Below are 26,593 nucleotides of genomic sequence, written 5' to 3' on the forward strand. Positions count from 1 at the left end.
GCACCGAAGAACTGAAGGTTGCCGACACTCTGGCCACCAAGGCCGAGGCGGCGGAAATTCCCGAACTGACCTTCGCCGACTTCGGCGTCCGCGCGGACATTGTGGAGTCCCTCGCGGATGCCGGCATCACCCACCCCTTCCCCATCCAGTCCATGACGCTGCCGGTTGCCCTCGGCGGCCACGACATCATCGGCCAGGCCAAAACCGGTACCGGCAAGACCCTCGGCTTCGGCATCCCGGCGCTGCAGCGCGTGGTGGCCCCCGGAGACGAGGGCTACGCAGACCTCGCCGTTCCCGGCGCCCCGCAGGCCCTGATTGTGGTTCCCACCCGCGAACTCGCGGTCCAGGTGGCCGGAGACCTGACCACTGCGGCCCGCCGCCGCGGCGCCCGCGTGGTCACCATCTACGGCGGCCGCGCCTACGAACCGCAGATCGAGGCCCTGGCAGCCGGCGTCGAAATCGTGGTCGGCACTCCCGGCCGCCTGATCGACCTCTACAACAAGAAGCAGCTCTCCTTGAAGAACGTGCGCATTGTTGTCCTGGACGAGGCCGACGAAATGCTGGACCTCGGCTTCCTGCCGGACGTGGAGACCCTGATGGCCGCCACCCCCGCAGTGCGCCAGACCCTGCTCTTCTCCGCCACCATGCCCGGCGCCGTCGTCTCCATGGCCCGCCGCTACATGACCAAGCCCACCCACATCCGCGCCGCTGATCCGGATGATGAAGGCCTGACGAAGAAGGACATCCGCCAGGTGGTCTACCGGGCCCACAACCTGGACAAGAGCGAAGTGGTGTCCCGCATCCTGCAGGCCCGCGGCCGCGGCCGGACCATCATCTTCACCAAGACCAAGCGCACCGCCGCCAAGCTTTCCGAAGAGCTCGTGGACCGCGGCTTCGCCGTGGCCGCCATGCACGGCGACCTGGGCCAGGGTGCCCGCGAGCAGGCCATGCGCGCCTTCCGCAACGAAAAGGTGGACGTGCTGGTGGCCACCGACGTCGCCGCCCGCGGCATCGACGTCGACGACGTGACCCACGTGATCAACTACCAGTGCCCCGAAGACGAGAAGACCTATCTGCACCGCGTGGGCCGCACCGGCCGCGCCGGCAACAAGGGCACGGCCGTCACGTTCGTGGACTGGGACGATGTCCCGCGCTGGGGCCTGATCAACAAGGCCCTGGGCATGGACCAGGCGGAGCCGGTGGAAACCTACTCCTCCTCGCCGCACCTGTACACGGACCTGGACATTCCCGAAGGCACCAAGGGACGCCTGCCGCGCAACAAGCGCACCCACGCCGGCATCGATGCCGAGAAGATCGAGGACCTCGGCGAAACAGGCAAGTCCGGCGGACGCGGTACCTCCCGCGAGGCTGACCGCGGACGCAGCCGGTCCCGCGAGGGTGGACGCAGCACCTCCGGCCGCAGCTCTGACCGTGCACGCAGCGGCGGCCAGCGTGAAGGATCCCAGCGCGAAGGATCCCAGCGCGGCGAGTCACGCTCCGGCGAGTCACGCAGCACCGAGTCCCGCAGCACCGACCGCGCCGCCGAGACGCGCACGGCCGAAGCACGCACAGCAGCACCGGCTGCCGAAGGCACCGCCGCGGACCGTCCGCGCCGCAGCCGGACGCGCCGCCGCAACGGCGAGGTAGTCGGCAACTCCAGCCCGGCCGCTGAATAGCCGAGCCGCAGCACGGCTATGAGCATCCCTTTGTGGACGCCGGACGGCGGGTCGCTGGTGGTTCACGCGGATAACGCGGAATTCCTGCCGACCCTGCCGGACGGCTCCTTCACGATGATTTACGTGGACCCGCCCTTCAACACGGGGCGGGCCCAGCGCCGGCAGCAGACCACCATGGTCCGCAGCATTGACGGCAGCGGGGACCGGGTCGGGTTCAAGGGCCGCAGCTACAGCACGGTCAAAGGGCTGCTTTCCAGCTACGACGACGCCTTCGAGGACTATTGGGCGTTCCTGGAGCCCCGGCTGGCCCAGGCGTGGCGGCTGCTGGCCGACGACGGCACGCTCTACGTGCACCTGGACTACCGCGAAGTGCATTACGCGAAGGTCATGCTGGACGCCTTGTTTGGCCGGGACTGCTTCCTCAACGAAATCATCTGGGCCTACGACTACGGCGGACGGGCGAAGAACCGCTGGCCGGCGAAGCACGACAACATCCTGGTCTACGTCAAGAACCCGGATAAGTACCATTTCGACAATGCCGAAGTGGACCGGGAACCGTACATGGCCCCGGGGCTGGTGACACCGGAAAAGGTGGCACTGGGCAAACTGCCCACCGACGTCTGGTGGCACACCATTGTGTCCCCCACCGGCCGGGAAAAAACCGGCTATCCCACGCAGAAACCGGAGGGCCTGCTGCGCCGCGCAGTAGCGGCCAGCAGCCGCGAAGGCGACTGGGTGCTGGACTTCTTTGCGGGGTCGGGCACCCTGGGCGCGGTGGCGGCCAAGCTGGGCCGCAGGTTCGTCTGCGTGGATGCCAACCCGCAGGCCATCGAGGTCATGGCCCGGCGCCTGGGCACCGCGGCCACGGTGGTTTCCGCCGAAACGGGCGAACCGCTGCCGGCCGCAGGGAACTAGCGCTGCCGCCGCCCGGGCCGTCAGCCGGGCAGATCCCCGACCAGGGCGCTGCCGGTTCCAAGTCCGGCGATCTGTGCCAGGACCGCGGGGTCGGTGGTGTTTTCCGCCAGCCGGTTCGGTTTGCCCGTGCCGTGGTAATCGCTGGATCCGGTGACGAGCAGGTTGTGGTCCTTCGCCAGCCGGCGCAGCCAGTCCCGCCCGGCCTCCGGATTGTCCCGGTGGTTGACCTCCACCCCCAGCAGGCCGGCGTCGATCATCTCGTGAAACGTTCCCTCCCCCACCACCCGGCCGCGGGAGGAAGCCACGGGATGCGCGAACACCGGCACACCGCCGGCCTGCCGCACCAGTTCCACGGCGCGCGCTGGATCCGGGGCGTAGTGCGCCACGAAGTACGGGGACCGGGCAGTCAGGATGCCGCTGAACGCCGCCGAGCGGTTGGGCACCACGCCGGCTGCCACCAGTGCGTCGGCAATGTGCGGACGCCCGATGGTCGCTCCCGGCGCCACCTGCTCCTGCACCGCATCCCAGTCGATGGGGAAATCCTCCGCCAGGCGCTTCACCATCAATTCGGCCCGGGACACCCGGGCCGCCCGTGAGCGGGCAATTTCCTCCAGCAGGCCTGGGTGGGCCGGATCATGCAGGTAGGACAGCACGTGGACGCTGATTCCCTCGCTGCTGCGGCAGGACACCTCCATGCCCGGCACCATGGTGATCCCCAGCTTCCGGGCCGCCGCCGCCGCCGGCTCCCAGCCCGCTGTCGTGTCATGGTCGGTCAGCGCGATGGCGTCCAGTCCCTCCCGCGCGGCCGCGGCCAGTACATCGGCCGGAGGTTCGGTGCCGTCGGACACGCTGGAGTGGGTGTGCAGGTCGATTCTCACGCTTACAATCTACGCCCTGCGCGCCTGGCTTCCGTCCGCGCGGACGGGGCACGTACGTGCGGGGTGTTTTGCCGCCCCGCGGGGCGGTGAGACCATGGAAGGGTGACTACAGACGCTAACGCCTTCCCCGAGAAGACAATGACAGAGAACACCCTGCCCGAGCCCTCCGAAGGCCAGCCGCTGGAGGACCGGGTCAACAACCGTTCCCAGCGGCCCTCCTCGGAGGCCTTCAAGAAGTTCATGTCCTCCGGCTGGGCCCCCGAATCCGGCGCCCTTCCCGAGCGCGACGCCGTCGCCGGGTTCGCAGCCCGCCGCCGCCGTGCGCTGTCCGAACGTTTCCCGGGCGAACGCCTGGTGATTCCGGCCGGCCCGCTGAAGGTCCGCTCCAATGACACGGACTACCGTTTCCGCGCGCACTCCGGCTTCGCGCACATGACCGGCCTGGGGCTGGACCGCGAGCCCGACGCCGTCCTGGTGATGGAACCGGTGGAAACCGGCACGGGCGACGACGGCGGCAACCACACTGCCGTCCTGTACTTCCGTCCGCTGGCCGGCACTGACAGTGACGAGTTCTACTCGAACGCCCGCTACGGTTCCTTCTGGATCGGGGACCGCCTTGGTCTTGAAGCGGTCAGCACCATGCTGGACCTGCCTACCCGGCACCTGGACGAGGCTGAAACCGCTATCACCCGCAACGTGGGCGACCCGCAGTTCGGCGGCATCTCCGTCCGCCTGCCGCGCGGCGTGGACGAAATGGTGGACGCGCTGGTGGACACCGTCCGCTACAACACCGCCCTGGACCCGGAGAACGCCGACCTCAGCGCCCTGGACGCACTGGACGGCGAGCTCACCGAGGCCCTCTCCGAACTGCGCCTGGTCAAGGACGAGTGGGAAATCGAGCAGATGAAGGCCGCCGTGGCGGCCACAGTCAACGGCTTCACCGAAGTGGTCAAGGCACTGCCCCGGGCCATCTCGCATCCGCGCGGGGAACGCGTGGTTGAGGGCGCCTTCTTTGCCCGCGCCCGCGAAGAGGGCAACGACCTCGGGTATGACACCATTGCCGCGGCCGGCAACAACGCCACGGTCCTGCACTGGATCCGCAACAACGGCGCCGTGAACGCCGGTGACATGCTGCTGCTCGACGGCGGCGTGGAAGCCGATAGCTTGTACACCGCCGATGTCACCCGCACCCTGCCGGTCAACGGCACGTACAGCGAGGTCCAGCGCAAGGTCTACCAGGCCGTCCTGGACGCCGCCGACGCCGGTTTCGCCGCCGCCAAGCCCGGCGCCAAGTTCCGCGACGTGCACGCTGCCTCCGTGAAGGTGCTGGCCGAGCGCCTGGATGCCTGGGGGCTGCTGCCCGTGCCGCTGGAGGAAGCACTGTCCCCCGAAGGCCAGCAGCACCGCCGGTGGATGCCGCACGGCGTTAGCCACCACCTGGGCATGGACGTGCACGACTGCGCGCAGGCCCGCGCCGAGCTCTACCTGGACGGCACCATCACCGAGGGCATGGTCTTCACCATTGAACCGGGCCTCTACTTCAAGGACACCGACCTTTCGGTTCCGGAGGAGTACCGCGGCATCGGCGTGCGGATCGAAGACGACATCCTCATCACCGCTGACGGTCCCGTGAACCTCAGTGACGCCCTGCCGCGCAACCCCGACGACGTCGAGGACTGGATGGCCGGCATCTACGCCGCCGAGTAGTTCATCCCGGAATAGTTTCGCCAACAGATAAGGCCCGCATCCGAAAGGATGCGGGCCTTATCTGTTGGCGGTGAGGTTACTGGCGCGGCTGGCCGCTGTCGCCGTTGCCCGGCTGCAGGGCGTGGCTGCCGGCCGGGTCCGGAGCCGTTCCGGGGTTCTCCTGCCCGTTTGGCCTTTGGCCGTTTGAAACCGGCCCGTTCGGGCGGCGAACGCCGTACTGCGGACGGCCGTCCGGAAGGTCGGGGAACTGGCCGCGCCGGGTGCTTCCACTGACCGGTTCCTGTTCACCCGCCGGCGCCTGGCCCGGCCTGTTCGGATCCGCCGGGGCGGAGTCTGAGGCAGGGCGCCCGTACGGGTTGGTCCAGCCGGAGGGGCGTTCCGGTGCCTGTCCGGTACCGCTTGCCGGCGGCCCGACCGGCGGCACGCCGGGCTGCTGCTGGTTGCGGGGTGCCTGCGGGTGGCCGGCCTGGCCCACCATGGGCAGCTGGTGCAGCAGGCGCCGGGCGTCGTTGGCCGCCTCCGGCGCCACAATCACGTCGTAGCTGGTGGCAATGACCTGGCTGGTGGACGTGAAGTCACGCCTTCCGCGCTGCAGGGCATAGGCCAACACCCCAAAGAGCAGCCAGAAGACGGCGCCCAGGGCCATGGAGGGAATCAGGGAGATGGCGGCGGCGCTGCCGCCGAAGAGCATCAGGGCCAGGCCAACAAACAGGCCGAACCAAGCGCCGGTGGCGGCGCTGGACAGGGCCACGCGCGGATAGCTCAGGCGGCCGGTGACGCGCTCCACGGATTTGAGCTCGTTTCCCACAATTGAAACCAGCTGCACCGGGAACTTGCTGTCCGCCAGGTAGTCAACCGCCTTTTGCGCGTCCAGGTAGGCCGTGTAGCGTCCCACCGTTTCGCCCTTGGGCAAGCTGCGGGCCGCTTCACGCGGAGGTGTGGCACCAAATAGGTTCGACATTGCTCCATTCTCGCGCATTCCGGCGCGGGACGGGGGAGGTATCGCTTGCAGTGAACGGGGCGCCGTCGTCGTACCTCTTAATACGCCGTTAGCTCCGGCTACAAAGTAGCCTTATATGGTGAGCACAAATCCTACCCGCGTCTTTATCGCCCGCCTGCTTGGCCTTGACGTTTTCGACCCCCTCGGAGACAGGCTCGGCCGGCTGCGCGATGCGGTCGTGCTCGACCGGGGTCCCGGCCGCCCGCCGCAGGCCGTGGGCATTGTGGTGGAAGTGCCGGGCAAAAAGCGTGTGTTCGTGCCCCTGACCCGCATTACCTCCATGGACCCCGGACAGATCATCTGCACCGGCCTGGTCAACCTCCGCCGCTTCGAGCAGCGCGGCGCGGAGATGCTGGTGGTCGGCGAGCTCTTCGACCGCCGCGTGGAACTGCGCGACGGCAGCGGAGCAGCCACCATCGAGGACATCGCCATTGAGCAGAACCGGGCCGGCGACTGGCACGTTTCCAACCTCTTTGTCCGCCGCGGCGGACAGGAATCGCGCCTGCGGCCCCTGCGCCGCCGCGGCGAGCAGATGATTGTGGACTGGAAGGACATCATCCACTGGGATACCTCCGGTCCGCAGGCTGCCACCTCCTTCGTCGCGCAGAACGATGACCTCAAGGCTGCCGACTTCGCCGACGCCCTGCATGAAATGAGCGGCAAGCGCCGCATCGAGGTCGCGAGCGAGCTGCAGGACGAACGCCTGGCGGACGTCCTGCAGGAACTGCCCGACGACGACCAGGTCCAGATCCTGCAATCCCTGGACGTGGAGCGCGCGGCGGATGTGCTCGAGGAGATGGACCCCGACGACGCCGCGGACCTGCTCAACGAGCTGCCCGAGGAGCAGAAGGAAGAGCTCCTGCAGCTGATGGAGCCCGAGGACGCCCGCGACGTGCGCCGGCTGCTGAACTATGAAGAGGACACAGCAGGCTCGCTGATGACTCCGGTCCCGGTCATCCTGCCGCCGGAGGCAACGGTGGCGGAAGCACTGGCGCACGTGCGCAGGGAGGAACTCACCCCTGCCCTCGCCTCCTCCATCTACGTTTGCCGGCCGCCGCTGGAAACGCCCACCGGCAAGTATCTGGGCGTTGTGCATATCCAGGCACTGCTGCGGTCGGCGCCGCCGGAGGCCCTGGGCAACATCCTGGACACGGACCTGGAACCGGTCCGGGACTACGCGAGCATCAGCGAGGTTTCGCGCATGCTGGCCACTTACAACTTGAACTCTCTGCCGGTCATCAATGACACCGGGCGCCTGGTCGGGGCGGTGACGGTGGACGACGTGCTCGACCACCTGCTGCCGGACGACTGGCGTGTTTCCGATGAGACCGGCCCGATAACGCAGCAGGGAAGGACAAATGGCTGAAAAGATCAAGTCGACAACCCGCGGCCTCGACACTCCCCGCACTGCACGCACCCGGTGGCTGCCGCGGCTGTCCCCGAACCCCGACGCGTTCGGCCATGCCACGGAGAACTTCGCCCGGTTTATGGGTACCCCGCAGTTCCTGGTCTACATGACGGTCTTTTGCCTGGTGTGGCTGGCCTGGAACACCTGGGGTCCGGAAGCTGCCCGCTTCGACAGCGCCGCGCTGGGCTTTACCGTGCTGACCCTGATGCTGTCCCTGCAGGCCTCCTACGCCGCACCGCTGCTGCTGCTGGCGCAGAACCGGCAGGATGACCGCGACCGTGTTTCGGTGCGCCAGGACCGGGAACGCGCCGAGCGCAACCTGATGGACACCGAGTACCTCACCCGGGAAATCGCGGAGCTTCGCATTGCACTGCGCGAGGTGGCCACCCGTGACTACGTCCGCTCCGAGATCCGCGGGCTGCTGGAAGAACTGCTGGAGGCCAATGACGACGACGGCGGAACCAACCGCCGCCGGCGCCGGTCCCCGGAGACGGCCGATGCCATGCCCAAACTGAATCCCGGCGGAAGGGAACACTAGCCCGTGCCCGTATCCGAACCGGCTTCCAACCTGGAAGCGCAGGTGCTCCGTGCCCTGGATACCGTCCAGGACCCGGAACTGCGCCGGCCCATCACCGAACTAGGCATGCTCAAGGGCGTCACAGTGGACCCGTCGGGCGCGGTCCGCGTCGAAGTGCTGTTGACCATCGCCGGCTGCCCGCTGCGCGGCACGATCACCACCGACGTCGAAAATGCGCTGGCGGCCGTGCCCGGTGTCAGCAGCGTGGCCGTCGGCCTGGACGTGATGACCCCTGAGCAGCGCAATGCGCTGAAGGACCGGCTGCGCGGAGGGGATCCGGTGCGGACCATTCCGTTCAACCGTCCCGGTTCGCTGACCCGCGTCTACGCCGTGGCCAGCGGCAAGGGCGGTGTCGGGAAGTCCAGCGTCACCGTGAACCTCGCCGCAGCCATGGCGGCCACCGGACTGCGGGTGGGGATTGTCGACGCCGACGTGCACGGCTTCTCCGTGCCCGGCCTGCTGGGCATTACCCGTCCGCCCACCCGCGTGGATGAAATGATCCTCCCCCCGGTGGCCTACGGCATCAAGACCATTTCCATCGGTATGTTCGTCGAAGGCAACCAGCCCGTGGCCTGGCGCGGGCCCATGCTGCACCGGGCGCTGGAGCAGTTCCTTACCGACGTGTACTTCGGTGACCTGGACGTGCTTTTCCTCGATCTTCCGCCGGGCACCGGCGACATTGCAATCTCCGTTGGCCAGCTGCTCCCGGACTCTGAGATCCTGCTGGTGACCACACCGCAGAGCGCCGCCGCCGACGTAGCCGAGCGTGCCGGCAGCGTGGCCAAGCAGACCGGGCAGAAGGTTGCCGGAGTGATTGAAAATATGTCCTGGCTGGCCCTGCCGGGCGGGGAACGCCTTGAGGTCTTCGGCTCCGGTGGGGGCGCCGCCGTCTCCGGACGGCTCACAGGCACCCTCGGCTACCCGGTACCGCTGCTGGGAAGCATCCCGCTCGACGTCGCCCTGCGGGAAGGCGGCGACGGCGGACGCCCGGTGGCCCTGGACGGGCTGGAAAGCCTGGCCGGTGATGACGCTGCGGCAGGCGGAACTGCTGCCGGCACCGCTGCGGCGGAACTGCGCCGGATTGCGCGGAACCTGGCGCACCGGCCGCGCGGACTGGCCGGACGGAACCTCGGGGTCAGCCCCGCGTAGGGGCGATCGCCGCAGGACTCAGGTGGCCTCGATGTCGAAGGGCGCCGGTTCTCCCGGCGCCAGGCGTTCGAGGGGTTTGACGGCCGGCGGGCGGGCAGCCGCCGGAACGGGTGCGGCACCGGAAGCAGAAGCCGGTGTCGGCGGCTGCGGTGCGGGGGCAGGCGCAGAACCCGCCCGGGCAGCCGGAGGCCGGCCCTTCGCGGCCTGCGCGGCGTCTTCGAAGTCATCCAGCAGCGCTTCCTTGATGATGCGCCGCGGGTCGTATTGCCGGGGATCCAGCTTCCGCCAGTCCACCTCGTCTATTTCCGGGCCAACCTCTTCGCGCAGCTGCTCGCGGGCACCGCTGGCCATCCGCCGGACTTCCCGGACCAGCCTGGCCAGCTGGGAGGCATATTCGGGCAGGCGTTCGGGGCCCAGTATCACTACGGCGAGTATCGCCAGGATAATGAACTCGTAACCGTTGATTCCTACCACTCTTGAAGACTACCTTTTCCCGGGATCAGCAAGCCACTTTCGGGCATCCTAGATGCTCCAGCCCGCACGGGCGAACACGGCAAGCCCGCGGGCAATGCGTTCCATCGGTTCCGCGCCTGCACCGGGCCGGGCCAGCCGGGAGGACTCCAGCAGGGACAGTTCTTCCACTGCCCGGGGCAGTGACTTCACCGGCATGGTGGATTCGAAAGTATAGGTAACGCTCCCGGCGGCGACGACGGTCTGCCCGGGGTGCTCGTCGGAGCTGAACACCGCGGGGCCTTTGTCCGATCCAAGCGCCGTGAAACCGTCGGCGGCCACGGAATGGCCGGTAAAGGCGTTGACCACCGGCTGCCGGTCCTCCTCCGGCAGCGGGTGCTGCTCCACCAGCCGAATCCGCTCACCGGCGCCCGCGAAGACCATTTCGACGGCGGGGTGGCCCTGCACCTGCAGCGAACGCGCCGATTCAAGTTCCAGCCCCAGGTCCGCCAGTTCAGGGCAGGACCATCCGTGGCCCCGCAGCGACTGCAGCTGGTCCGGGCTGAGGGCAGCGGATCCGGAACCGGTCACTTCCTCCCAACCGGCCGCCATGGCCGTGCGCGTGCCTGTCTCCGGCGGAACTTCCAGCACAGTGCCAGCCGCGTAGGCCCCGCCCAAAAGCATTGCCGCTGCTGCAGCAACGGCCACACCCGCAGCAACAGCATGGCTGCGGCGGTCCAGCGGCGCCCCTTGCCGCTGGCTTCCGGTGACGGCGCCGCCCGCGGTATTGGATCCGTTCCCGGGTTCCCCACCGGCCTCCTGGTCCGCGCGTTCGGCGGTGGCTGCCGCAGTACCGGCTATCCGGGCAGCAAGGTCCGGCCCCGCGGCGGGAACACGCAGGGCCCGCAGCCGGCTGCGCAGCCGGCGCTCTTCGGCTACTGCCGCGCGGCAGGACGCACAGCGGGCGAGATGGGCTTCCACGGCATGCTGCCGCTCCGGCGTCATTTCGGCATCAACGTAGTCCCGCAGATACCTGGTGGGGTGTCGCACGGGTCAGTTAGCTCCCGCAACGCGAGGCAGTTTCAGCCGTGGCCGGGACAGCGGACGCTGCCGCGGGTCCCGGTGTGAAAGCTTCTCCTTGAGCATGGCCCGTCCGCGGTGGATCCGGGAACGCACCGTGCCGAGCTTGACGTCCAGCACCTGCGCCACCTCGTCATAGGAGAGCCCTTCGAGGTCGCACAGCACTACGGCCGCCCGGAAGTCCGGCGGCAGTTCCTCCAGGGCGCGGGCAATGTCCACATCCAGGTTGTTGAATTCGAAGCTGCGCTCTGGGCCGGGACCGTTGCTGGGCAGCCGGCTCTGGGTTTCCTCGGTCATCCCGTCAAAGCGGATACGGCTGCGGCGCCGGGCCTGGTCCAGGAAAAGGTTGGTGGTGATGCGGTGCAGCCAGCCGTCCAGCGTGCCCGGCTGGAAGTTTGCCAGGGAACGGAAAACGCGGACGAAGACTTCCTGCGTCAGATCCTCGGCATCATGCTTGTTGCCGGTCAGCCGGTAGGCCAGCCGGTATACCTTGGCGGAGTGTGCCTCCACCACTTCCTCCCATGAGGGGCGCACCCAGTCCGCAGCCATGTCTGCGGCTGCCGCATCCGGCGTCGTTGCCATAGTCTTCCTCCTTCCTTCCAGCATGCTTGGACCTGCTCGTTACTGCGTGCATCGTGACTGTGCGTTGTGACTGCGTCTATTGTGCTTGCGTCTATGGTGCCTAGCCCCAAATACCACGCGGAGCACCGATTAACAATGTTTACGCACCAATCTGGGAGTTGGCTGTTAGCACGCATGAACTTCCCGCACAAGACGCTCCGGCAGCGTGTACGGGGTTCGGCTGCGCTTGGCCTTAAGCTTGTGGAAGCAGCACCCCCTCCGCACCAGTACCGAAAGTGAAAACATGCGCGCCGACAAGCAGACCAGTTGGTCCTACACGGAGGCCCTGCCTACCGAGGATGAGGTCCTGCTCCGCGCGCGTGAACGGTCCTATGAGCTCGGCGTCAGCGCGGTGTCCAGTGGCGTGGGAGCCGCGCTGACCGTATTGGCCGCCGCAAGCAAGGCGGCCACCGTAGTGGAAGTAGGCACCGGAGCCGGGGTGTCCGGGGTGTGCCTGCTGCGCGGCCTGGGCTCAAACGCTGTGCTCACCACCATTGATTCGGACGTGGACCACCTCCGCGCAGCGCGGGAAGCCTACGCCGAAGCGGGGATCCCGGGCAACCGGACCCGGACCATCTCGGGGCGGGCCGCGGAGGTCCTCCCCCGGCTCACGGACGCTGCGTATGACATGGTGTTTATCGACGCCGACAAGCCGTCCTTCCCCCTCTATGTGACCCAGGCCGTGCGCCTGCTCAAGCGCGGCGGGCTGCTGGTGGTCAATGACGCCCTGGACCACGGCAAGGTTGCCGACCCGGCGGTCCGCGAAGCAACCACCAACACCATGCGCAAGGTCGGCAAGGCCATCCGGGAAAACGAGGAGCTTGCCTCGGCGCTGCTGCCCACCGGCGACGGCCTGCTGCTGGCCGTCAAAACCGCCTAGGCGGCGCCGCCGGAACGGTATCCGGCCAGGTACGCCAGCAGCAGGCGGACGCCAAACCCGGTGGCACCCTTGGTCTGCTCCCGGCTGTCCTTCGGGGCACGGGAGGGACCCGCAATGTCAACGTGCGCCCACGGGACTCCGGCGGTGAATTTCTCCAGGAACAGTGCGGCCACAATGGCGCCTGCACCGAACTTGGCCTTCACAGGCGCAATGTGGGACAGATCGGCGACGTCGGAATCCAGGATGCCGGCGTACTCCCGGACCATCGGCAGCTGCCACACGGCGTCGCCGGAAGTCGTACCCGCCGCTTCCAGCGCCGCCACCAGGGCCGGGGCGTTGCCGAACAGTGCGGCGTGGTTCAGGCCTAGCCCCAGGGCAGCCGCACCGGTGAGCGTGGCGACGTCGACCAGCACGTCGGGGGCCAGCTCGGCCGCTGCGTAGGCAAGGGCATCTGCGAGCACCATCCGGCCCTCGGCGTCGGTGTTGCCCACTTCCACGGTGGTGCCGTCATAGGTCCGGACCACATCGGCCGGACGGTAGGCGGCGCCGCCAATGGCATTTTCCGCAAGGGCCAGCACGGCGGTGACCCGGACGGGCAGTTCAAGTTCGGCTGCTGCTTCTGCCACGGCCAGCACGGCGGCAGCACCGGCCATGTCCGTTTTCATGGTCATCATCGCGTCCCGCGGCTTGAGCGATATGCCGCCGGAGTCGAAGGTGATGCCCTTGCCCACCAGGACCACGTGCGGTGCGGCCTTCTCCCCTTTGGGGACGTAGGCAACCTCCACCAGCCGCGGCGGGTGCTCGGATCCGGAGCCCACGGCGAGCAGGCCGCCGAAGCCCTCGGCCCGCAGTTCATCCTCGGTGCGGACCCGGACCTGCAGGCCGCTGCGGACCGCGGCGGCCCTGGCCTGTGCTGCCATCCATTCCGGCGTGGCAGTATCGGCGGGGGTGTTCGTCAGGTCGCGGGCGTGCCACACGGCCCGGGCGGTGGCCAGAGCCCGGGCAGCGGCACCGGCTTCGAGTCCGGTCAGTTCCAGGTGCTCGGCGATCGGGGCCGGCGCCTGGGTAACTCCGGCCCGCGGCGGCCGGTAGCCCCCGAGCAGGAACCCCTCAAGGAAAGCTGCCTGTGCGTCCGGACCGAGCCCGTCCACCACGGAGCTGCGGATCCTTGCGCAGCCCATGGTGGCACGGGCGAGGGCAGCCCCGGCACGCCTCAGCGCTGCCGGGGATTCGTCACCCGTGCCCACAAAAAGCAGTTTGCCGGGCAGGGCTGCTGAATCCCGGGGCGGTTCGATCACGAGGATCTCCCCGGCCCGGCCGGTCACTTTGGCGCTGCGCGCCCGGGCGGCAATGTCGGCGCCGTAGCGGACAGCTGCTTCCACCGCGCCGCGCCGCGGCTCCGGGACCGGATACGCCGCCTCTTCCGCATCGTCCTGTCCTGCCTCCACGGGAGCCGGGGCGATGGCCACGGCCAGCACGTCCACGCGCTCCTCCGCAGCCGGCTGCAGTCCGCTGCCGTTACCGGCCCTGCCTGTGCGTGCGTCCAGTCCGGCCAGGGCAGTGACTCCCGGCAGCGGTGCGGACACAAAGGGCGAAGCCGGAACGGAGCCGGTCTTGGACGAAGGCTTGGGAGGCAACTGCATGGGTTAAGGCTAGCCCGTCACACCCAAGAGGCAGTCCTTCAGCTTGCCCGCCTCTTCTGCGTTGAGCTCGACCACCAGGCGCCCGCCGCCGTCGATCGGCACCCGCAAGATGAGGCTGCGCCCCTCCTTTGTAACCTCCATGGGCCCGTCGCCCGTGCGTGGTTTCATCGCAGCCATTTCAGATTTCCCCTTTCACAGTGCGCCGGTTATCCCGGATCACCTGTAATCCGCTGCCGACGAAAGTAAAATATCCCTTCGGCAATTGCTGTCATTATTCCGTACAAGTACCGGGCAAACGAAATTTCGTGTGTTGCGCGCCACAACTCAGGGTGGATAGTCCCCTCCGCCGGGTAATTCCGTCCACCTCCATAGCCAAACAACCCACACAATCTGCAGGACGGCGAAGGCTGCAGCGACCGCTCCGCGGTAGGCCCTGGAGCGGCTGAGCCAAGCGGTGGAAAGGGCCAGCGGGAACAGGGGTAGCAGCAGTCGGAACGTGCTGGTTTGCGGATTCAGGAATACCAGCAGGTAAAGCACGTAGCTGGCGCACCAAAGCTGAAGTTCCAGTCCCAGGCGGCGCACGGACGCTGACGAAAGGTAAACCGCGGCGGCCAGCACCAGAACCGCCAGCAGCACCGGTCCGAAGACTGAACCAAACAGGTGCTGCGACATGGTCAGCCACGGCTTAAACGGGATCAGGTCTCCGTACCGCCAGGCACTCTCGGTGTCCGTGTACGCCCGCAGGTCCCCGGTAAAGGCCCAGGCGATCGCCGGCCAGGCCAGTGCCGATACTCCGGACACGGCTGTCAGGGCAACCAGCCGCCAGGCCTGCCCGGGTGCCGGTTCCGTGTGCCGGCGGCGCGCCAAGCGCACCACGAACACCAGCCCGACGGCGAGCGCAAAGGGCACCCCCACCGGCCGCGACAGGCACATCAGGACCACCACCGGAATGGCAGTGAGGTAACGGCGGGAAACCAGCAGGTACAGGGCTGCGGCCAGCAGCAGCAAATTCAGGGATTCGGCATAGGGAACCTGCAGGATGGGCGACACGGGAAACACGGCCACAAACGCCAGGCCCCACATTGCGGTCCCGTGTTGTGCCCGCAGCCGGAACAGCCGGTAGACCACCAGCGCGGCGGCGAAGCCCGCCAAGGTGGCGGCAACCGGTGCCAGCACGTTCCACCCCAGCCCGGTGAGGGCGTCGAGGCCACGGACCAGCACGGGGAACAACGCGTAGAACGCCCACTCGTTTTCCTGCGCTTTTCCGGTAGGGTCCCGGGGCACAGCAGCGGGGTATCCGTCTTCGTAGATCCTCGAATACCACTGGGCGTCCCAGATGTTGATGAACTCCCCGTACGACGGCGACGCCTCGCCCCAGGGCCCGGCGGGCTGGAAGCGGGCCGCGGCAACCAGCACAGCGGCCGAGAACAGGCGGGCCGCGGCCCACAGGGCCAGGACCTGCGCGTACCAGGGCCACCGGGCCAGGGTGCCGGCCGCCCGACCCGCCAGGCCGGCCAGCTGCCCGGCCGGCGAGGGTGCACTGCCGCCGGGGCCCTCCGTGCGCCGATCAACAGCGCTGTGGTCTCCGGATTCCTCAGCCATTGCGCACCCAGCATCCGGCCAGATGGTCATTGACGTATCCGGTGGCCTGGAGCATTGCATAGGCGGTTGTTGGTCCAACAAACCGGAACCCGCGTTTTTTCAGGTCCTTGGCCAGTGCCGTGGATTCAGGGGTGATGGCCGGGATATCGGCGGCCGTCTGCGGTGCGGACCGCCCGTCCGGGGCACGGTATCCGGCCAGGAGGCCGGAGAGGCTCTCCCCCTCCGGCAGTGCCAGCAGTGCCCGGGCGTTGCCGATCACCGCGTCGATCTTGGCCGCGTTGCGCACAATGCCGGTGTCGGCCATCAGGCGGGCCCGGTCGCCGTCGTCGAACGCCGCCACGCGCACGGGATCAAACCCGGCGAAGGCGGCCCGGAAAGCTTCGCGCTTGCGCAGGATGGTGATCCAGCTCAGTCCGGACTGGAAGGCCTCCAGGCTCAGCCGTTCAAAGAGCGCCGCCTCGCCCACCACCGGGCGGCCCCATTCAGTGTCGTGGTAGTGCGTGTAGTCCTCGCTGGCCAGCGCCCAGCCGCAGCGCGCCAGTCCGTCCGGGCCCGGCACCGCGCTCATTTCCTGTCCCCGTCCGGGGCGGTGCCTGTTTCCCGCGCGCCTGGTTCCCGCGCGCCTGCTTCCAACGCGCTGATCTTCGCATCGCGTGCCGCCAGGGCTTCCGCCAGCCGGTCCAGGACCGCGTCTACCTGGTCCATCCGGTAGCCGCGCAGGGCAACGGAGAACCGGAGCCCGCCCACGTCACCGGCGTCGGGGTGTTCGGGCAGCAGGACCGGCGGCAGGCGGGGATCCGGCTCCGGCAGGCCCTGTACAGCGTCCGCTGCGGCTTCGGCAGGACTGCCGGCCCGCAATCTGCCCGCACCGAGTACGGCCGCCAGGCCCAGGACGGCAATGGCTAGGAAAACCAGGAGGAGTGTCACACGACCATGGTGCCAGATGCCCCCGATGCCCCTAGGGCGCGACGTGCCCGGCGCTGTCGTTGATCATCAGCCGGACCGCTTCGGAGGGATCGTCCACCACGTGCAGGAGCCTGAGGTCAGTCTCGGACACCATGCCCTCCGCGAGCAGGCTGTCCCGGACCCAGTCCAGCAGCGGATTCCAGAAGTCTGAGCCGACCAGCACAATCGGGAAGGACGTGACTTTTTGCGTCTGGACCAGGGTCATCGCCTCAAACAGTTCATCCAACGTGCCAAACCCGCCCGGCAGCACAATAAAGCCCTGCGCGTACTTCACGAACATGGTCTTGCGCACAAAGAAGTACCGGAAGTTGACGCCCAGGTCCACCCACTCGTTCAGGCCGGTTTCAAAGGGCAGTTCGATGCCCAGGCCTACGGACAGCCCGTCCGCTCCCACGGCACCCTTGTTGGCCGCTTCCATCGATCCGGGTCCGCCGCCGGTAATCACGGCCAGCCCGGCTTCAGCGAGCAGCCTGCCCACTTCTTCACCGAGCTTGTAGTACCGCGAGCCGGGCACGCTCCGGGCGGAACCGAAAACGCTGACGGCAGGCCCCAGCTCGGACAGGGTGCCGAATCCCTCCACGAACTCGCTCTGGATCCGCAGCACCCGCCAGGGGTCGGTGTGGGTGAAATGCGTCGCGTCGGCGGAGTCCAGCAGGAAACGGTCCGACTGCGGCGTCAGGGCCGCACCCCGGCGCAGTTCCACCATCCCCCGCTTGCGCGGGCGGTCCGGGGACATGGAACGGGGGTCTTCGCTGATAGGCATGCCTCTAGGCTAACCGTCATACCGCTGCTGGCAACGAGCTTGGCCGCATCGGATCCCAAGGTCCGGGTTTGATTGCTCTTACGTCACAATTTCCCGTCGACGTGGCACGTGACACATACTGGCAACAATGTCTGGTTAGATTTTCCTTATGACCAGTGACACATCCCCAGGCACGTCCGCGCCTGAATCCGCTGCACCGCTTGTTTCGCTGAAGAACGTAAACAAGCATTTCGGGGACCTCCACGTCCTGCAGAACATCAATCTCGACATTGCCCGCGGCGAGGTCGTCGTCGTGATCGGCCCCTCGGGATCCGGCAAGTCGACGCTGTGCCGCGCCATCAACCGCCTGGAGACCATCGACGACGGCGAAATCACCGTTGACGGCGCCGTCCTGCCGGCCGAAGGCCGCGCACTGGCGAAGCTCCGCGCCGACGTCGGAATGGTCTTCCAGTCCTTCAACCTGTTCGCCCACAAGTCGATCGTGGACAACGTGGCACTGGGACCGGTGAAGGTCCGCAAATCCAAGCCGGCTGAAGCCAAGAAACTGGCCATGTCCCTGCTCGAACGCGTGGGCGTAGCCAACCAGGCCAACAAACTGCCGGCGCAGCTTTCCGGCGGCCAGCAGCAGCGCGTGGCCATTGCCCGCGCGCTGGCCATGAAACCCAAGGTGATGCTCTTCGACGAGCCCACCTCGGCCCTGGACCCGGAAATGATCAACGAGGTCCTCGACACCATGGTGGAACTGGCCAAGGACGGCATGACCATGGTGGTGGTCACCCATGAGATGGGCTTCGCCCGCAAGGCAGCGGACCGCGTGATCTTCATGGCCGACGGCCAGATCATCGAAGAAGCCACCCCGGAGGAGTTCTTCACCAATCCCAAGAGCGACCGGGCCAAGGACTTCCTCGGCAAGATCCTCTCGCACTAGAGAGTTCACCGCACCACCGGCAGTACCGCAGTACCGGGGTTTCACCAGTTGGGGGAAATCCTTATGAGGCTAGGTGCCCCGTTCACCGGGACACCGCAATGCAAGGAGAAATCATGCGCAAGACCCGTTACGCGGCGGCAGCCATTGCTGCCGTTGCAGCCCTTACCCTGTCCGCCTGCGGCAGCGATTCCGGTTCCGAGTCCGGGTCCGGCAGCTCCGAATCCGCCGGCGAGAAAATCCGCATCGGCATCAAGTTCGACCAGCCGGGCCTGGGCTTCAAGGACGGCAGCGAGTACACCGGGTTCGACGTGGACGTCGCCAAGTACGTTGCCAACGAACTGGGCTACCCCGAAGACCAGATCGAGTTCATTTCCAGCCCCTCCGCCCAGCGCGAGAACATGCTCGAGAACGACCAGCTGGACATGATCTTCGCGACCTACTCCATCACGGACACCCGCAAGGAAAAGGTGGCCTTCGCCGGTCCGTACTTCGTGGCCGGCCAGGACCTCCTGGTCCCCTCCGACAGTGACATCTCCGGCCCCGAGGACCTGGAAGGCAAGAACCTGTGCTCGGTCACCGGTTCCACCTCCGCGCAGAAGATCAAGGACAACTACGCCGCGGGCGTGAACCTGCTGGAGCAGCCGAGCTACGCCGAGTGCGTGACTGCCATGCAGGGCGGCCAGATCGACGCCGTGACCACTGACGACATCATCCTCGCCGGCCTGGCCTCCACGGACGCCAACAAGGGCAAGTTCAAGGTTGTCGGCAACACGTTCTCCGAGGAGAAGTACGGTGTGGGCCTGCCGAAGGAAGGCGGGATCGTCAAGTGTGAGGACATCAACGCCGCGATCACCAAGATGATGGACGACGGTGCCTGGGAAGAAGCCATCAAGAAGAACACCGAGGGTGCCGACTACACCTTCAACGCAGAGCTGAACCCGCCAAAGATGGACGCCTGCGCCTAACCAGTTCCACAGGTGCTGCGGCACCTTCCGTTCCACCCCGCGGCCGGGAAAGCCACCCGCTTTCCCGGCCCGGGCTTCGTCCACCATAAAGAGGTGAAACATGGAGGGTTTTACTGCCCTCTTCGAGCAGTACGACGTCGTCGGCGCTTTCTGGGTCAACATCCAGCTCACGTTCTGGGCGGCTCTCTGGTCGCTGATACTCGGCACCGTTCTGGCACTGATGCGGATCTCGCCGATCCCCAGCCTGCGGTGGTTCGGTGCCGCCTACGTGAATATCTTCCGGAACACACCGCTGACCATCATCATGGTTTTCGGTTCGCTTGCGCTCTGGTCGCAGCTGAATATCAGCTTGTCCACGGACTTCACCACCAACTTCTTCCGGCTGGCGGTACTCTCGCTGACCATCTATCACGCGGCTTTCTTCTGCGAAGCCATCCGCAGCGGCGTGAACACCGTCCCCATGGGGCAGGCTGAAGCCGCCCGGGCCATCGGTTTGGGCTTCCTGCCTGCGGCACGGATCATCATCATGCCGCAGGCCTTCCGGGGAGCCATTGCCCCCATGGGCAACGTGCTGATCGCCCTGGTCAAGAACACCACCGTGGCCGCCACGGCGGGCGTAGCCGTGGAGACCTCCAGCACCATGAAAACCATGATCGAGTTCTACCCGAACCTCATGACGCAGATCTTCCTGACCTTCGCCATCGGGTACGTCATCATCGTTATCCCCATTGGCCTGCTCACCACCTGGGCCTCGAAGAAACTGGCGGTGGCACGATGAGCACACAGAACGTCCTGTTTGATGCCCCGGGGCCCCGCGCCCGGCGGACCATCATGTTCGCAAACATCCTTGGTGTACTGCTGGTCCTCGGACTGCTGTGGCTGGTGGTTTCGGCGCTGGCGGACAAGGGCCAGTTCGAAGCAGCCAAGTGGACGCCGTTCCTTGAGTGGAGCACTTGGCAGTTCTACCTGCTGCCCGGCCTGCTCTCCACGCTGAAGGCCGCAGCCGTTGCCGTAGTGGCATCCATTGTTTTCGGCCTGCTCTTCGGCATCGGCAGGCTCTCCCCCTTCAAGCCGCTGAACTGGGCCTGCAGCATTGTGGTGGAATTCTTCCGGGCCGTGCCAGTGCTGCTGATGATGGTGTTCTTCTACCAGTTCCTCTCCAAGTCCACGTCCGTGGACCCGGCTCAGGTTCCCTTCTGGGCAGTAGTCATTGCGCTGACCCTGTACAACGGTTCGGTGATTGCCGAACTGGTCCGCTCCGGTGTCTTCGGCCTGCCCAAGGGCCAGCGCGAAGCCGGCCTGGCCATCGGCCTCACGCCGGGCCAGTCGCTGCGGAGCATCGAGATTCCGCAGGCGCTGGTTGCGATGCTGCCGGCTCTGTTGAGCCAGTTCGTGGTGATCCTCAAGGATTCCGCACTGGGTACCTTCATCGGCTACACCGAACTGCTCGAAAATGCCCGCCGCCTCGCTTCCGGCGAGGGCAACATCCTGCCGGCCCTGCTGGTCACCGCGGCCATCTTCATCCTCCTGAACTTCCTGCTGACGTTCGCCGCCCAGCGCCTCTCCCGGCGTTTGGGGGCACGTGCTGGCAAGCTCCTCAAGATTGAAGACACCATTGAACCCGAGGGCGTCGAAGCCCCGGCCGGTGCCCGGTAGCCCAGCCCGGTAGCCCAGCACGGTAGCCCAGCACGGTAGCCCAGCCCGCACAAGAAAAAGGGGAGGACAGGCATCGCCTGTCCTCCCCTTTTGTGTTCCCCGTGTTCCCGGACCCTTCTGTGTTCCTCCGGTGTCAGGGCGGCGCTGCCGCTTAAGCCAGCCAGGACCGCAGCGCGGCCAGGCAGTCCCGGATCGCACCGGCATGCACATGCTCGTTGTCCGTGTGGGCCAGCAGAGCATCGCCGGGCCCGAAGTTCACCGCCGGGATGCCCAGTTCACTGAACCGGGCGACGTCGGTCCAGCCATACTTGGGCTTGGGCTCGGCCCCGACGGCGGCCACAAAGCTGGCGGCGGCGGGCATGGTCAGTCCCGGGCGGGCGCCGGCGGCGGCGTCGGTGCGGACCAGGTCGAAACCGGCCAGCAGGTCCCGCACGTAGGCTTCGGCCTCGTCCACGCTTTTGTCCGGGGCGAAGCGGTAGTTGATCTCCACCGTGGCGGCATCGGGAATAACGTTGCCCGCCGTACCGCCCCAAATCCGTACGGCGTTCAGGGATTCGCGGTAGTCCAGGCCTTCCACGGACACGGTGGCCGGGGTGTGGTCCCGCAGCCGCACCAGGATTTCGGCCGCGCCGTGGATGGCGTTCTCTCCCATCCAGGCCCGCGCCGAATGCGCAGCCCGCCCGGCGGTGGTGGCATGGAACCGCATGGTGCCGTTGCAGCCGCCTTCCACAGTGCCGTTGGTGGGCTCCAATAGGATGGCGAAATCGGCCTTCAGCCAGTCCGCATGGCTGACGGCCAACCGGCCCAGCCCGCTGAGGGAGGCCTCGACTTCTTCATGGTCGTAGAAAACGTAGGTGATGTCCCGGGTGGGTTCGGTGAGTGCAGCGGCCAGCGCCAACTGCACCGCAACCCCGCCCTTCATGTCCGTGGCACCGCGGCCGTACAGGACGTCGCCGTCCCGGGAGGACGGCACGGTTCCCCGTGATCCGGGCACTGTCGGCAGGGGCACGGTATCCAGGTGGCCGGCGAGGATGACCCGCTCTGTCCGGCCAAGATTGGTCCGGGCCACCACGGAATCCCCGTCCCGTGACACCTCCAGGTGCGGGTAGGCGCGCAATGCCGTTTCGACGGCGTCGGCGAGGGCCTTTTCATTGCCCGAGACGCTCTCGAAATCCATCAGGACTGCCGTCAGCCGGGCTACGTCGTCGGTCAGGTCCAGGGAAGTTGTGTCAGTTTCGGTCACCTTCCCACAGTACCGCTCGGTAGACTGGGGCCCATGACTTCAAGCCCTGCCCCAGCCCCCACTGAAGCAAGCACGGACTCCCGCACTGCCTCCGGCCTCGGCCTCGCCACGGTTGCCGCCGACGGCGCGGTGCTCGATGTATGGTTCCCCCGCCCGGTTCTCGGTGAGTCCGCCGCGGACTCCGCCCTGCACAGTGAACTGGAGGCCGCCGCCGGGGCGATGGCCGACGGGATCCGCGGCACGCACGGCGAAGTGCTGGACACCCGGATTGACCTCGATGCCGCACCAGCCGGTACCGCCGACGCCTACCTGCGCCTGCACCTGCTCTCCAGCCGCCTGGTCCGCCCCAACACCATCAACCTGGACGGGATCTTCGGCTCCCTGCCCAACGTGGTCTGGACCAATTACGGGCCCTGCGCCGTCGCGGACTTTGACGCCGTGCGGCTGCGGCTGCGCAGCCGCGGGCCGGTGACGGTCTTCGGCGTGGACAAGTTCCCCCGCATGACCGACTACGTGCTCCCAGCGGGTGTGCGCATAGCCGACGCCGGGCGGGTGCGCCTCGGCGCGCACCTGGCTGAAGGCACCACCGTGATGCACGAAGGCTTCGTGAACTTCAACGCCGGAACGCTGGGCACCTCCATGGTGGAAGGCCGGATTTCGGCCGGCGTGGTGGTCGGCGACGGCACCGACGTCGGCGGCGGCGCCTCGATCATGGGCACGCTGTCCGGCGGCGGCAAGGAAAAAATCACCCTCGGTGAGCGCGTCCTGCTGGGCGCGAACTCCGGCGTGGGCATCAGCATCGGCGACGACAGCGTGGTGGAGGCCGGCCTGTACGTCACGGCCGGTACCCGCGTCACGGTGCTCGGCGGCGGGGAGCCCCGCCAGGTGAAGGCCGCCGAGCTGTCCGGCGTGCCCAACCTGCTGTTCCGCCGCGACTCGGTAACCGGAGCCGTCCAGGCCCTGCCCCGCAACGGACGCACCGTGGAGCTGAATTCCGCGCTGCACGCGAACTAAGCGGCACCGGCATGCAACGGCTCCAGCAGCATGAGACCCGCAGCTTCCGGCTCCTGGTCCTGCTGCTGGGGCTGTGCCTGGCCGCGTTCGTCTCGCTCTTCGCGGTGGCGGCCCTGAACGGCAAAAAACAAACCCCCGTCATTACCGAACGCTGCATCGCGTCGGTGGGCGGAGCGGAATACTCGCTGACCCTGGAACAGGCACGCAATGCCTCGATCATTTCCGGTGTGGCGGTGACCCGCGGCCTGCCGCCGCGCGCCGTGTCCATTGCACTGGCCACCGCCATGCAGGAATCCGGGCTGCGCAACTTGGATTACGGGGACGACGCCGGCCCGGACTCCCGCGGCCTGTTCCAGCAGCGTCCCAGCCAGGGCTGGGGCAGTGAAGAGCAGGTCATGGACCCCGTGTATGCCGCCAATGCCTTCTACAACGGGTTGGAGAAGGTGCCGGGTTACCTGGACCTGACGATTACCGACGCCGCCCAGGCCGTCCAGCGCAGCGCCTTCCCCGAGGCATACGCCAAACACGAAGGACCTGCCCGGGCGTTCGCCTCCGCCCTTACCGGCCAGACTCCTGCCGCGTTGTCCTGCACCCTGCGCCCGCCGTCGGTTTCCGCCGATGCCGGCGCCAGCGCGTCCGCCGTCGAGGAAATCTACGGTCCGCTGAACGGCTCGGTGCTCGGCCCGCTGTACCTGGCCGACGTCGAGGGAACCTACGGCTGGTCCGTTGCGCAGTGGTTCGTGGCAAATGCCCAACTGCTCGGCATCGAGTCGGTGGCCTACGACGGACGCACCTGGCAGCTGGGCAGTTCCGTGTGGGAGCAGTCTTCTGCGGACGCCGGCCAGGTTGCCGTCACCGCCTACAGCGTCCCCGAGGAATAGGGCACGCCGGACCGCCGGATGGGGAACCCGGCGACCGACCGATTAGGCTAAGGGCATGCGTATTCTAGTCACCGGTGGCACCGGCTATATCGGATCCCACACCACGCTTGCCCTGCTGGAAGCAGGCCATGACGTGGTGGTCCTGGACAACCTGATGAACTCCAGCGAGGAGTCGCTTCGCAGGGTCCAGGAGCTGAGCGGCCGCAAGGCCGAGTTCGTGAAGGCGGATCTGCTGGACGAAGCAGCGCTGGAAACGGTCTTCAACGGCGCCGCCATTGACGCGGTTATCCACTTCGCCGGGCTCAAGGCCGTGGGCGAATCCGTAGCCAAGCCCCTGTACTACTACCACAACAACGTGGTGGGCACCATCAACCTGCTGCGGGCCATGGACCGGCACAACGTCCGCACCCTGGTCTTCAGCTCCTCCGCCACCGTGTACGGTGCCTCTGAGGAGGTCCCGCTGACCGAGGACTCCCCCATGGACGCCGTCAATCCCTACGGCCGCACCAAGGAACAGATCGAAGACATCCTCAGTGATCTGGGCGCCGCCGACGGCCGGTGGAACATTGCGCTGCTGCGTTACTTCAACCCTGCCGGTGCGCACGAATCGGGCCGGATCGGTGAAGATCCCACCGGCATCCCCAACAACCTGCTGCCGTTCGTGGCGCAGGTGGCCGTGGGCCGCCGGGAGAAGGTCATGGTCTTCGGCAACGACTACCCGACCCCGGACGGCACGGGTGTCCGCGACTACATCCATGTGGTGGACCTGGCAGCGGGCCACCTCGCCGCCTTGAACTTCCTGGCCGGCAACGGCGGAGTGCACCGCTGGAACCTGGGCACCGGCAACGGGTCCTCCGTCCTCGAGGTCCTCACCGCGTTCTCCGCTGCCGCGGGCCGGGATGTCCCCTATGAGTTCGCGGCCCGCCGTCCAGGCGACGCCGCCGTCAGCTACGCCGATCCCTCCGCAGCGCACGCGGACCTGGGCTGGCGTGCCGAGCGCAGCCTGGCCACCATGTGCGAGGACCACTGGCGCTGGCAGAAGAACAACCCCGAGGGTTACGCCGCGTCCTAGCGGTTCAGCTGGACGGACCGAATCCGCCGAAACACCAAAAGAGAAGGTCCCCGGAAACATCCGGGGACCTTCTCTTTTGGCGTTTTACGGCCGGAACAATCAGCGCTGCGGGTAGTTCCGCTCGGGGGCGCCAGTGTACAGCTGGCGCGGGCGGCCGATCTTCGTCTGGGGATCCTGCATCATTTCGCGCCACTGGGCAATCCAGCCCGGCAGGCGGCCGATGGCGAAGAGGACGGTGAACATCTTCTCCGGGAAGCCCATGGCCTTGTAAATGAGGCCGGTGTAGAAGTCGACGTTCGGGTACAGCTTGCGCTCGATGAAGTAATCATCGGCCAGGGCCTTCTCTTCCAGGCGCATGGCGATATCCAGCAGCTCGTCGTTGCCGCCGAGCTTGGACAGGATTTCGTGGGCGGTGGCCTTGACGATCTTCGCCCGCGGATCGTAGTTCTTGTAGACGCGGTGCCCGAAGCCCATGAGCTTCACGCCGTCTTCCTTGTTCTTGACCTTCTCCATGAAGGTTTCCGGCTGCATGCCCGTGGCCTGGATGTCGCGGAGCATGTTCAGCACTGCTTCATTCGCGCCGCCGTGCAGCGGGCCGAAGAGTGCACTGATGCCGGCGGAGACGGACGCGAACATGTTCGCGTTGGAGCTGCCGACCAGGCGCACAGTGGAGGTGGAGCAGTTCTGCTCGTGGTCCGCGTGCAGGATCAGCAGCAGGTCCAGGGCCTTCACCAGGTCCGGATCGATTTCATACGGCTCGGCCGGCAGGCCGAAGGAGAGCCGCATGAAGTTCTCCACCAGGTTCATGGAGTTGTCCGGGTAGAGCATCGGCTGGCCGATGGACTTCTTGTGCGCGTACGCAGCAATGACCGGCAGCTTGGCCATCAGCCGGACGGTGGACAGTTCCACCTGTTCTTCGTCGAACGGGTCCAGCGAGTCCTGGTAGAACGTGGACAGCGCGCTCACGGCCGAGGACAGCACCGGCATCGGGTGGGCGTCGCGGGGGAAGCCGCCGAAGAAGCCCTTGAGGTCTTCGTGCAGCAGGGTGTGGCGGCGGATCCGCTGGTCAAAGTTCTCCAGCTCGGCGGGCGTCGGCAGTTCCCCGTAGATCAGCAGGTAGGACGTCTCGAGGAAGCTCGAGTGCTTGGCCAGCTGCTCAATCGGGTAGCCGCGGTAGCGCAGGATCCCCTGGTCGCCGTCGATGTACGTGATGGCGGATGTGGTGGCCGCGGTGTTCATGAACCCGGGGTCGAACGTAACGGTGCCGGTCTGCTTCAGCAGCTTGGAAACGTCGAGTCCGTCGTTTCCCTCCGCTGCGGCAACGCGGGGCAGCACAAGCTCGTCTTCCGGGTTTGCCCCGTACTGAAGCTTGGCACTGGGTTGCTCAGTCATTAAGTCTCCTTTAGGAGTTTTCGAAACCGCCGCTATGTAGCCGCTTCCGACGGGACATAGTGCATTCCGCTAAACTATTTCGCTAAAACGCTACCGGTATCAGTGCCCTTACCACTAATCGGAGCGG

27 protein-coding genes are annotated in these 26,593 nt (G+C 67.0%); 14 read left to right on the plus strand and 13 right to left on the minus strand.

Annotated elements, in window-relative coordinates; all coding sequences use genetic code 11:
- Positions 1 to 11 precede the first annotated feature (11 nt).
- Together LOC57_RS00750 and LOC57_RS00755 are read left to right on the plus strand one after the other, a co-directional pair.
- Positions 12 to 1,676, plus strand: coding sequence for a DEAD/DEAH box helicase (locus tag LOC57_RS00750; RefSeq protein ID WP_442860697.1), 1,665 nt, complete (start codon positions 12 to 14; stop codon positions 1,674 to 1,676).
- Positions 1,677 to 1,694: 18 nt separating this feature from the next.
- The gene (locus tag LOC57_RS00755; RefSeq protein WP_227913625.1) at positions 1,695 to 2,591 is read left to right on the plus strand and encodes a DNA-methyltransferase; all 897 of its coding nucleotides are present in this window, start codon (positions 1,695 to 1,697) and stop codon (positions 2,589 to 2,591) included.
- Positions 2,592 to 2,611: 20 nt separating this feature from the next.
- On the opposite strand, the gene LOC57_RS00760 is transcribed toward LOC57_RS00755, so the two are convergent.
- A complete protein-coding gene (locus LOC57_RS00760; protein ID WP_227913624.1) occupies positions 2,612 to 3,469 on the minus strand; it encodes a PHP domain-containing protein in 858 nt (285 codons plus the stop codon).
- A 138-nt stretch (positions 3,470 to 3,607) separates the two neighbouring features.
- Between LOC57_RS00760 and LOC57_RS00765 the strand changes: the two genes are divergently transcribed.
- The gene (locus LOC57_RS00765; protein ID WP_229957598.1) at positions 3,608 to 5,176 is read left to right on the plus strand and encodes an aminopeptidase P family protein; all 1,569 of its coding nucleotides are present in this window, start codon (positions 3,608 to 3,610) and stop codon (positions 5,174 to 5,176) included.
- 76 nt (positions 5,177 to 5,252) lie between these two features.
- Here the strand turns inward: LOC57_RS00765 and LOC57_RS00770 are convergent, their stop codons facing one another.
- On the minus strand, positions 5,253 to 6,137 hold the full coding sequence (locus tag LOC57_RS00770; RefSeq protein ID WP_229957561.1) for a general stress protein: 885 nt from the start codon (positions 6,135 to 6,137) through the stop codon (positions 5,253 to 5,255).
- Between the two features lie 118 nt (positions 6,138 to 6,255).
- On the opposite strand from LOC57_RS00770, the gene LOC57_RS00775 reads away from it, so the two are divergent.
- Genes LOC57_RS00775 through LOC57_RS00785 form a run of 3 tightly spaced genes read left to right on the plus strand, consistent with a single transcriptional unit; the run spans position 6,256 to position 9,310 of the window.
- Positions 6,256 to 7,542, plus strand: coding sequence for a magnesium transporter MgtE N-terminal domain-containing protein (locus LOC57_RS00775; RefSeq protein WP_229957563.1), 1,287 nt, complete (start codon positions 6,256 to 6,258; stop codon positions 7,540 to 7,542).
- On the plus strand, positions 7,535 to 8,122 hold the full coding sequence (locus tag LOC57_RS00780; RefSeq protein WP_227913621.1) for a DUF1003 domain-containing protein: 588 nt from the start codon (positions 7,535 to 7,537) through the stop codon (positions 8,120 to 8,122). Before LOC57_RS00775 ends, LOC57_RS00780 begins: the two co-directional genes overlap by 8 nt.
- 3 nt (positions 8,123 to 8,125) lie before the next feature.
- Positions 8,126 to 9,310 carry an Mrp/NBP35 family ATP-binding protein gene (locus LOC57_RS00785; RefSeq protein WP_227913620.1) on the plus strand — a complete coding sequence of 395 codons (1,185 nt, stop codon included), beginning with the start codon at positions 8,126 to 8,128 and terminating at the stop codon, positions 9,308 to 9,310.
- A gap of 18 nt (positions 9,311 to 9,328) precedes the next feature.
- Here the strand turns inward: LOC57_RS00785 and LOC57_RS00790 are convergent, their stop codons facing one another.
- The 3 genes from LOC57_RS00790 to sigE are packed head-to-tail and all read right to left on the minus strand — an operon-like array spanning position 9,329 to position 11,422.
- Complete coding sequence (locus tag LOC57_RS00790; protein ID WP_227925021.1) at positions 9,329 to 9,784, minus strand: Sec-independent protein translocase TatB; 456 nt, start codon at positions 9,782 to 9,784, stop codon at positions 9,329 to 9,331.
- A gap of 48 nt (positions 9,785 to 9,832) precedes the next feature.
- Positions 9,833 to 10,810: a zf-HC2 domain-containing protein gene (locus tag LOC57_RS00795; protein WP_227913618.1), complete on the minus strand. Its 978-nt coding sequence runs from the start codon at positions 10,808 to 10,810 to the stop codon at positions 9,833 to 9,835.
- Positions 10,811 to 10,813: 3 nt separating this feature from the next.
- On the minus strand, positions 10,814 to 11,422 hold the full coding sequence (gene sigE, locus LOC57_RS00800; RefSeq protein WP_227913617.1) for an RNA polymerase sigma factor SigE: 609 nt from the start codon (positions 11,420 to 11,422) through the stop codon (positions 10,814 to 10,816).
- 283 nt (positions 11,423 to 11,705) lie between these two features.
- On the opposite strand from sigE, the gene LOC57_RS00805 reads away from it, so the two are divergent.
- Positions 11,706 to 12,341, plus strand: a complete 636-nt coding sequence (locus LOC57_RS00805) for an O-methyltransferase (RefSeq protein ID WP_227913616.1) — start codon at positions 11,706 to 11,708, stop codon at positions 12,339 to 12,341.
- On the opposite strand, the gene LOC57_RS00810 is transcribed toward LOC57_RS00805, so the two are convergent.
- The 6 genes from LOC57_RS00810 to LOC57_RS00835 all read right to left on the minus strand — a co-directional run bounded on the left by LOC57_RS00810 (position 12,338) and on the right by LOC57_RS00835 (position 17,315).
- Positions 12,338 to 13,984, minus strand: coding sequence for a leucyl aminopeptidase family protein (locus LOC57_RS00810; protein ID WP_229957566.1), 1,647 nt, complete (start codon positions 13,982 to 13,984; stop codon positions 12,338 to 12,340). The genes LOC57_RS00805 and LOC57_RS00810 overlap by 4 nt on opposite strands.
- Positions 13,985 to 13,993: 9 nt before the next feature.
- Positions 13,994 to 14,161 (minus strand): DUF3117 domain-containing protein, encoded by a 168-nt coding sequence (locus tag LOC57_RS00815; RefSeq protein WP_227913614.1) that lies wholly within the window; start codon positions 14,159 to 14,161, stop codon positions 13,994 to 13,996.
- Positions 14,162 to 14,308: 147 nt separating this feature from the next.
- On the minus strand, positions 14,309 to 15,586 hold the full coding sequence (locus tag LOC57_RS00820; RefSeq protein ID WP_227925025.1) for a hypothetical protein: 1,278 nt from the start codon (positions 15,584 to 15,586) through the stop codon (positions 14,309 to 14,311).
- A complete protein-coding gene (locus LOC57_RS00825) occupies positions 15,579 to 16,154 on the minus strand; it encodes a DNA-3-methyladenine glycosylase I (RefSeq protein WP_229957568.1) in 576 nt (191 codons plus the stop codon). Before LOC57_RS00825 ends, LOC57_RS00820 begins: the two co-directional genes overlap by 8 nt.
- Positions 16,151 to 16,513: a DivIVA domain-containing protein gene (locus LOC57_RS00830; RefSeq protein ID WP_229957570.1), complete on the minus strand. Its 363-nt coding sequence runs from the start codon at positions 16,511 to 16,513 to the stop codon at positions 16,151 to 16,153. Before LOC57_RS00830 ends, LOC57_RS00825 begins: the two co-directional genes overlap by 4 nt.
- Positions 16,514 to 16,544: 31 nt before the next feature.
- Positions 16,545 to 17,315 (minus strand): TIGR00730 family Rossman fold protein, encoded by a 771-nt coding sequence (locus LOC57_RS00835; RefSeq protein WP_229957572.1) that lies wholly within the window; start codon positions 17,313 to 17,315, stop codon positions 16,545 to 16,547.
- A 148-nt stretch (positions 17,316 to 17,463) separates the two neighbouring features.
- On the opposite strand from LOC57_RS00835, the gene LOC57_RS00840 reads away from it, so the two are divergent.
- The 4 genes from LOC57_RS00840 (at position 17,464) to LOC57_RS00855 (ending at position 20,864) form a co-directional block, all read left to right on the plus strand.
- Complete coding sequence (locus LOC57_RS00840) at positions 17,464 to 18,243, plus strand: amino acid ABC transporter ATP-binding protein (protein WP_229957574.1); 780 nt, start codon at positions 17,464 to 17,466, stop codon at positions 18,241 to 18,243.
- 113 nt (positions 18,244 to 18,356) lie between these two features.
- Complete coding sequence (locus LOC57_RS00845) at positions 18,357 to 19,208, plus strand: glutamate ABC transporter substrate-binding protein (RefSeq protein ID WP_227925028.1); 852 nt, start codon at positions 18,357 to 18,359, stop codon at positions 19,206 to 19,208.
- 100 nt (positions 19,209 to 19,308) lie between these two features.
- Positions 19,309 to 19,986: an amino acid ABC transporter permease gene (locus tag LOC57_RS00850; RefSeq protein WP_227913608.1), complete on the plus strand. Its 678-nt coding sequence runs from the start codon at positions 19,309 to 19,311 to the stop codon at positions 19,984 to 19,986.
- Positions 19,983 to 20,864 carry an amino acid ABC transporter permease gene (locus LOC57_RS00855; RefSeq protein WP_227913607.1) on the plus strand — a complete coding sequence of 294 codons (882 nt, stop codon included), beginning with the start codon at positions 19,983 to 19,985 and terminating at the stop codon, positions 20,862 to 20,864. The genes LOC57_RS00850 and LOC57_RS00855 overlap by 4 nt, the downstream gene beginning before the upstream one ends.
- 151 nt (positions 20,865 to 21,015) lie before the next feature.
- Here the strand turns inward: LOC57_RS00855 and dapE are convergent, their stop codons facing one another.
- Complete coding sequence (gene dapE / locus LOC57_RS00860) at positions 21,016 to 22,107, minus strand: succinyl-diaminopimelate desuccinylase (RefSeq protein ID WP_331460621.1); 1,092 nt, start codon at positions 22,105 to 22,107, stop codon at positions 21,016 to 21,018.
- Between the two features lie 33 nt (positions 22,108 to 22,140).
- Between dapE and dapD the strand changes: the two genes are divergently transcribed.
- From dapD to galE, 3 genes are read left to right on the plus strand one after another with little or no spacing between them, the layout of a single operon-like run.
- Positions 22,141 to 23,121 (plus strand): 2,3,4,5-tetrahydropyridine-2,6-dicarboxylate N-succinyltransferase, encoded by a 981-nt coding sequence (gene dapD / locus LOC57_RS00865; RefSeq protein ID WP_229957576.1) that lies wholly within the window; start codon positions 22,141 to 22,143, stop codon positions 23,119 to 23,121.
- Between the two features lie 11 nt (positions 23,122 to 23,132).
- A complete protein-coding gene (locus LOC57_RS00870) occupies positions 23,133 to 24,002 on the plus strand; it encodes a hypothetical protein (protein ID WP_229957578.1) in 870 nt (289 codons plus the stop codon).
- Between the two features lie 55 nt (positions 24,003 to 24,057).
- Entirely contained in the window at positions 24,058 to 25,074 is a 1,017-nt protein-coding gene (gene galE / locus LOC57_RS00875) for a UDP-glucose 4-epimerase GalE (RefSeq protein WP_227913603.1), read from the plus strand.
- A gap of 99 nt (positions 25,075 to 25,173) precedes the next feature.
- On the opposite strand, the gene LOC57_RS00880 is transcribed toward galE, so the two are convergent.
- Positions 25,174 to 26,466 carry a citrate synthase gene (locus tag LOC57_RS00880; RefSeq protein ID WP_227913602.1) on the minus strand — a complete coding sequence of 431 codons (1,293 nt, stop codon included), beginning with the start codon at positions 26,464 to 26,466 and terminating at the stop codon, positions 25,174 to 25,176.
- Positions 26,467 to 26,593: the final 127 nt, after the last annotated feature.

Source organism: Arthrobacter sp. zg-Y750 (genome assembly GCF_020907365.1).
Classification (GTDB): Bacteria; Actinomycetota; Actinomycetes; order Actinomycetales; family Micrococcaceae; genus Arthrobacter_B.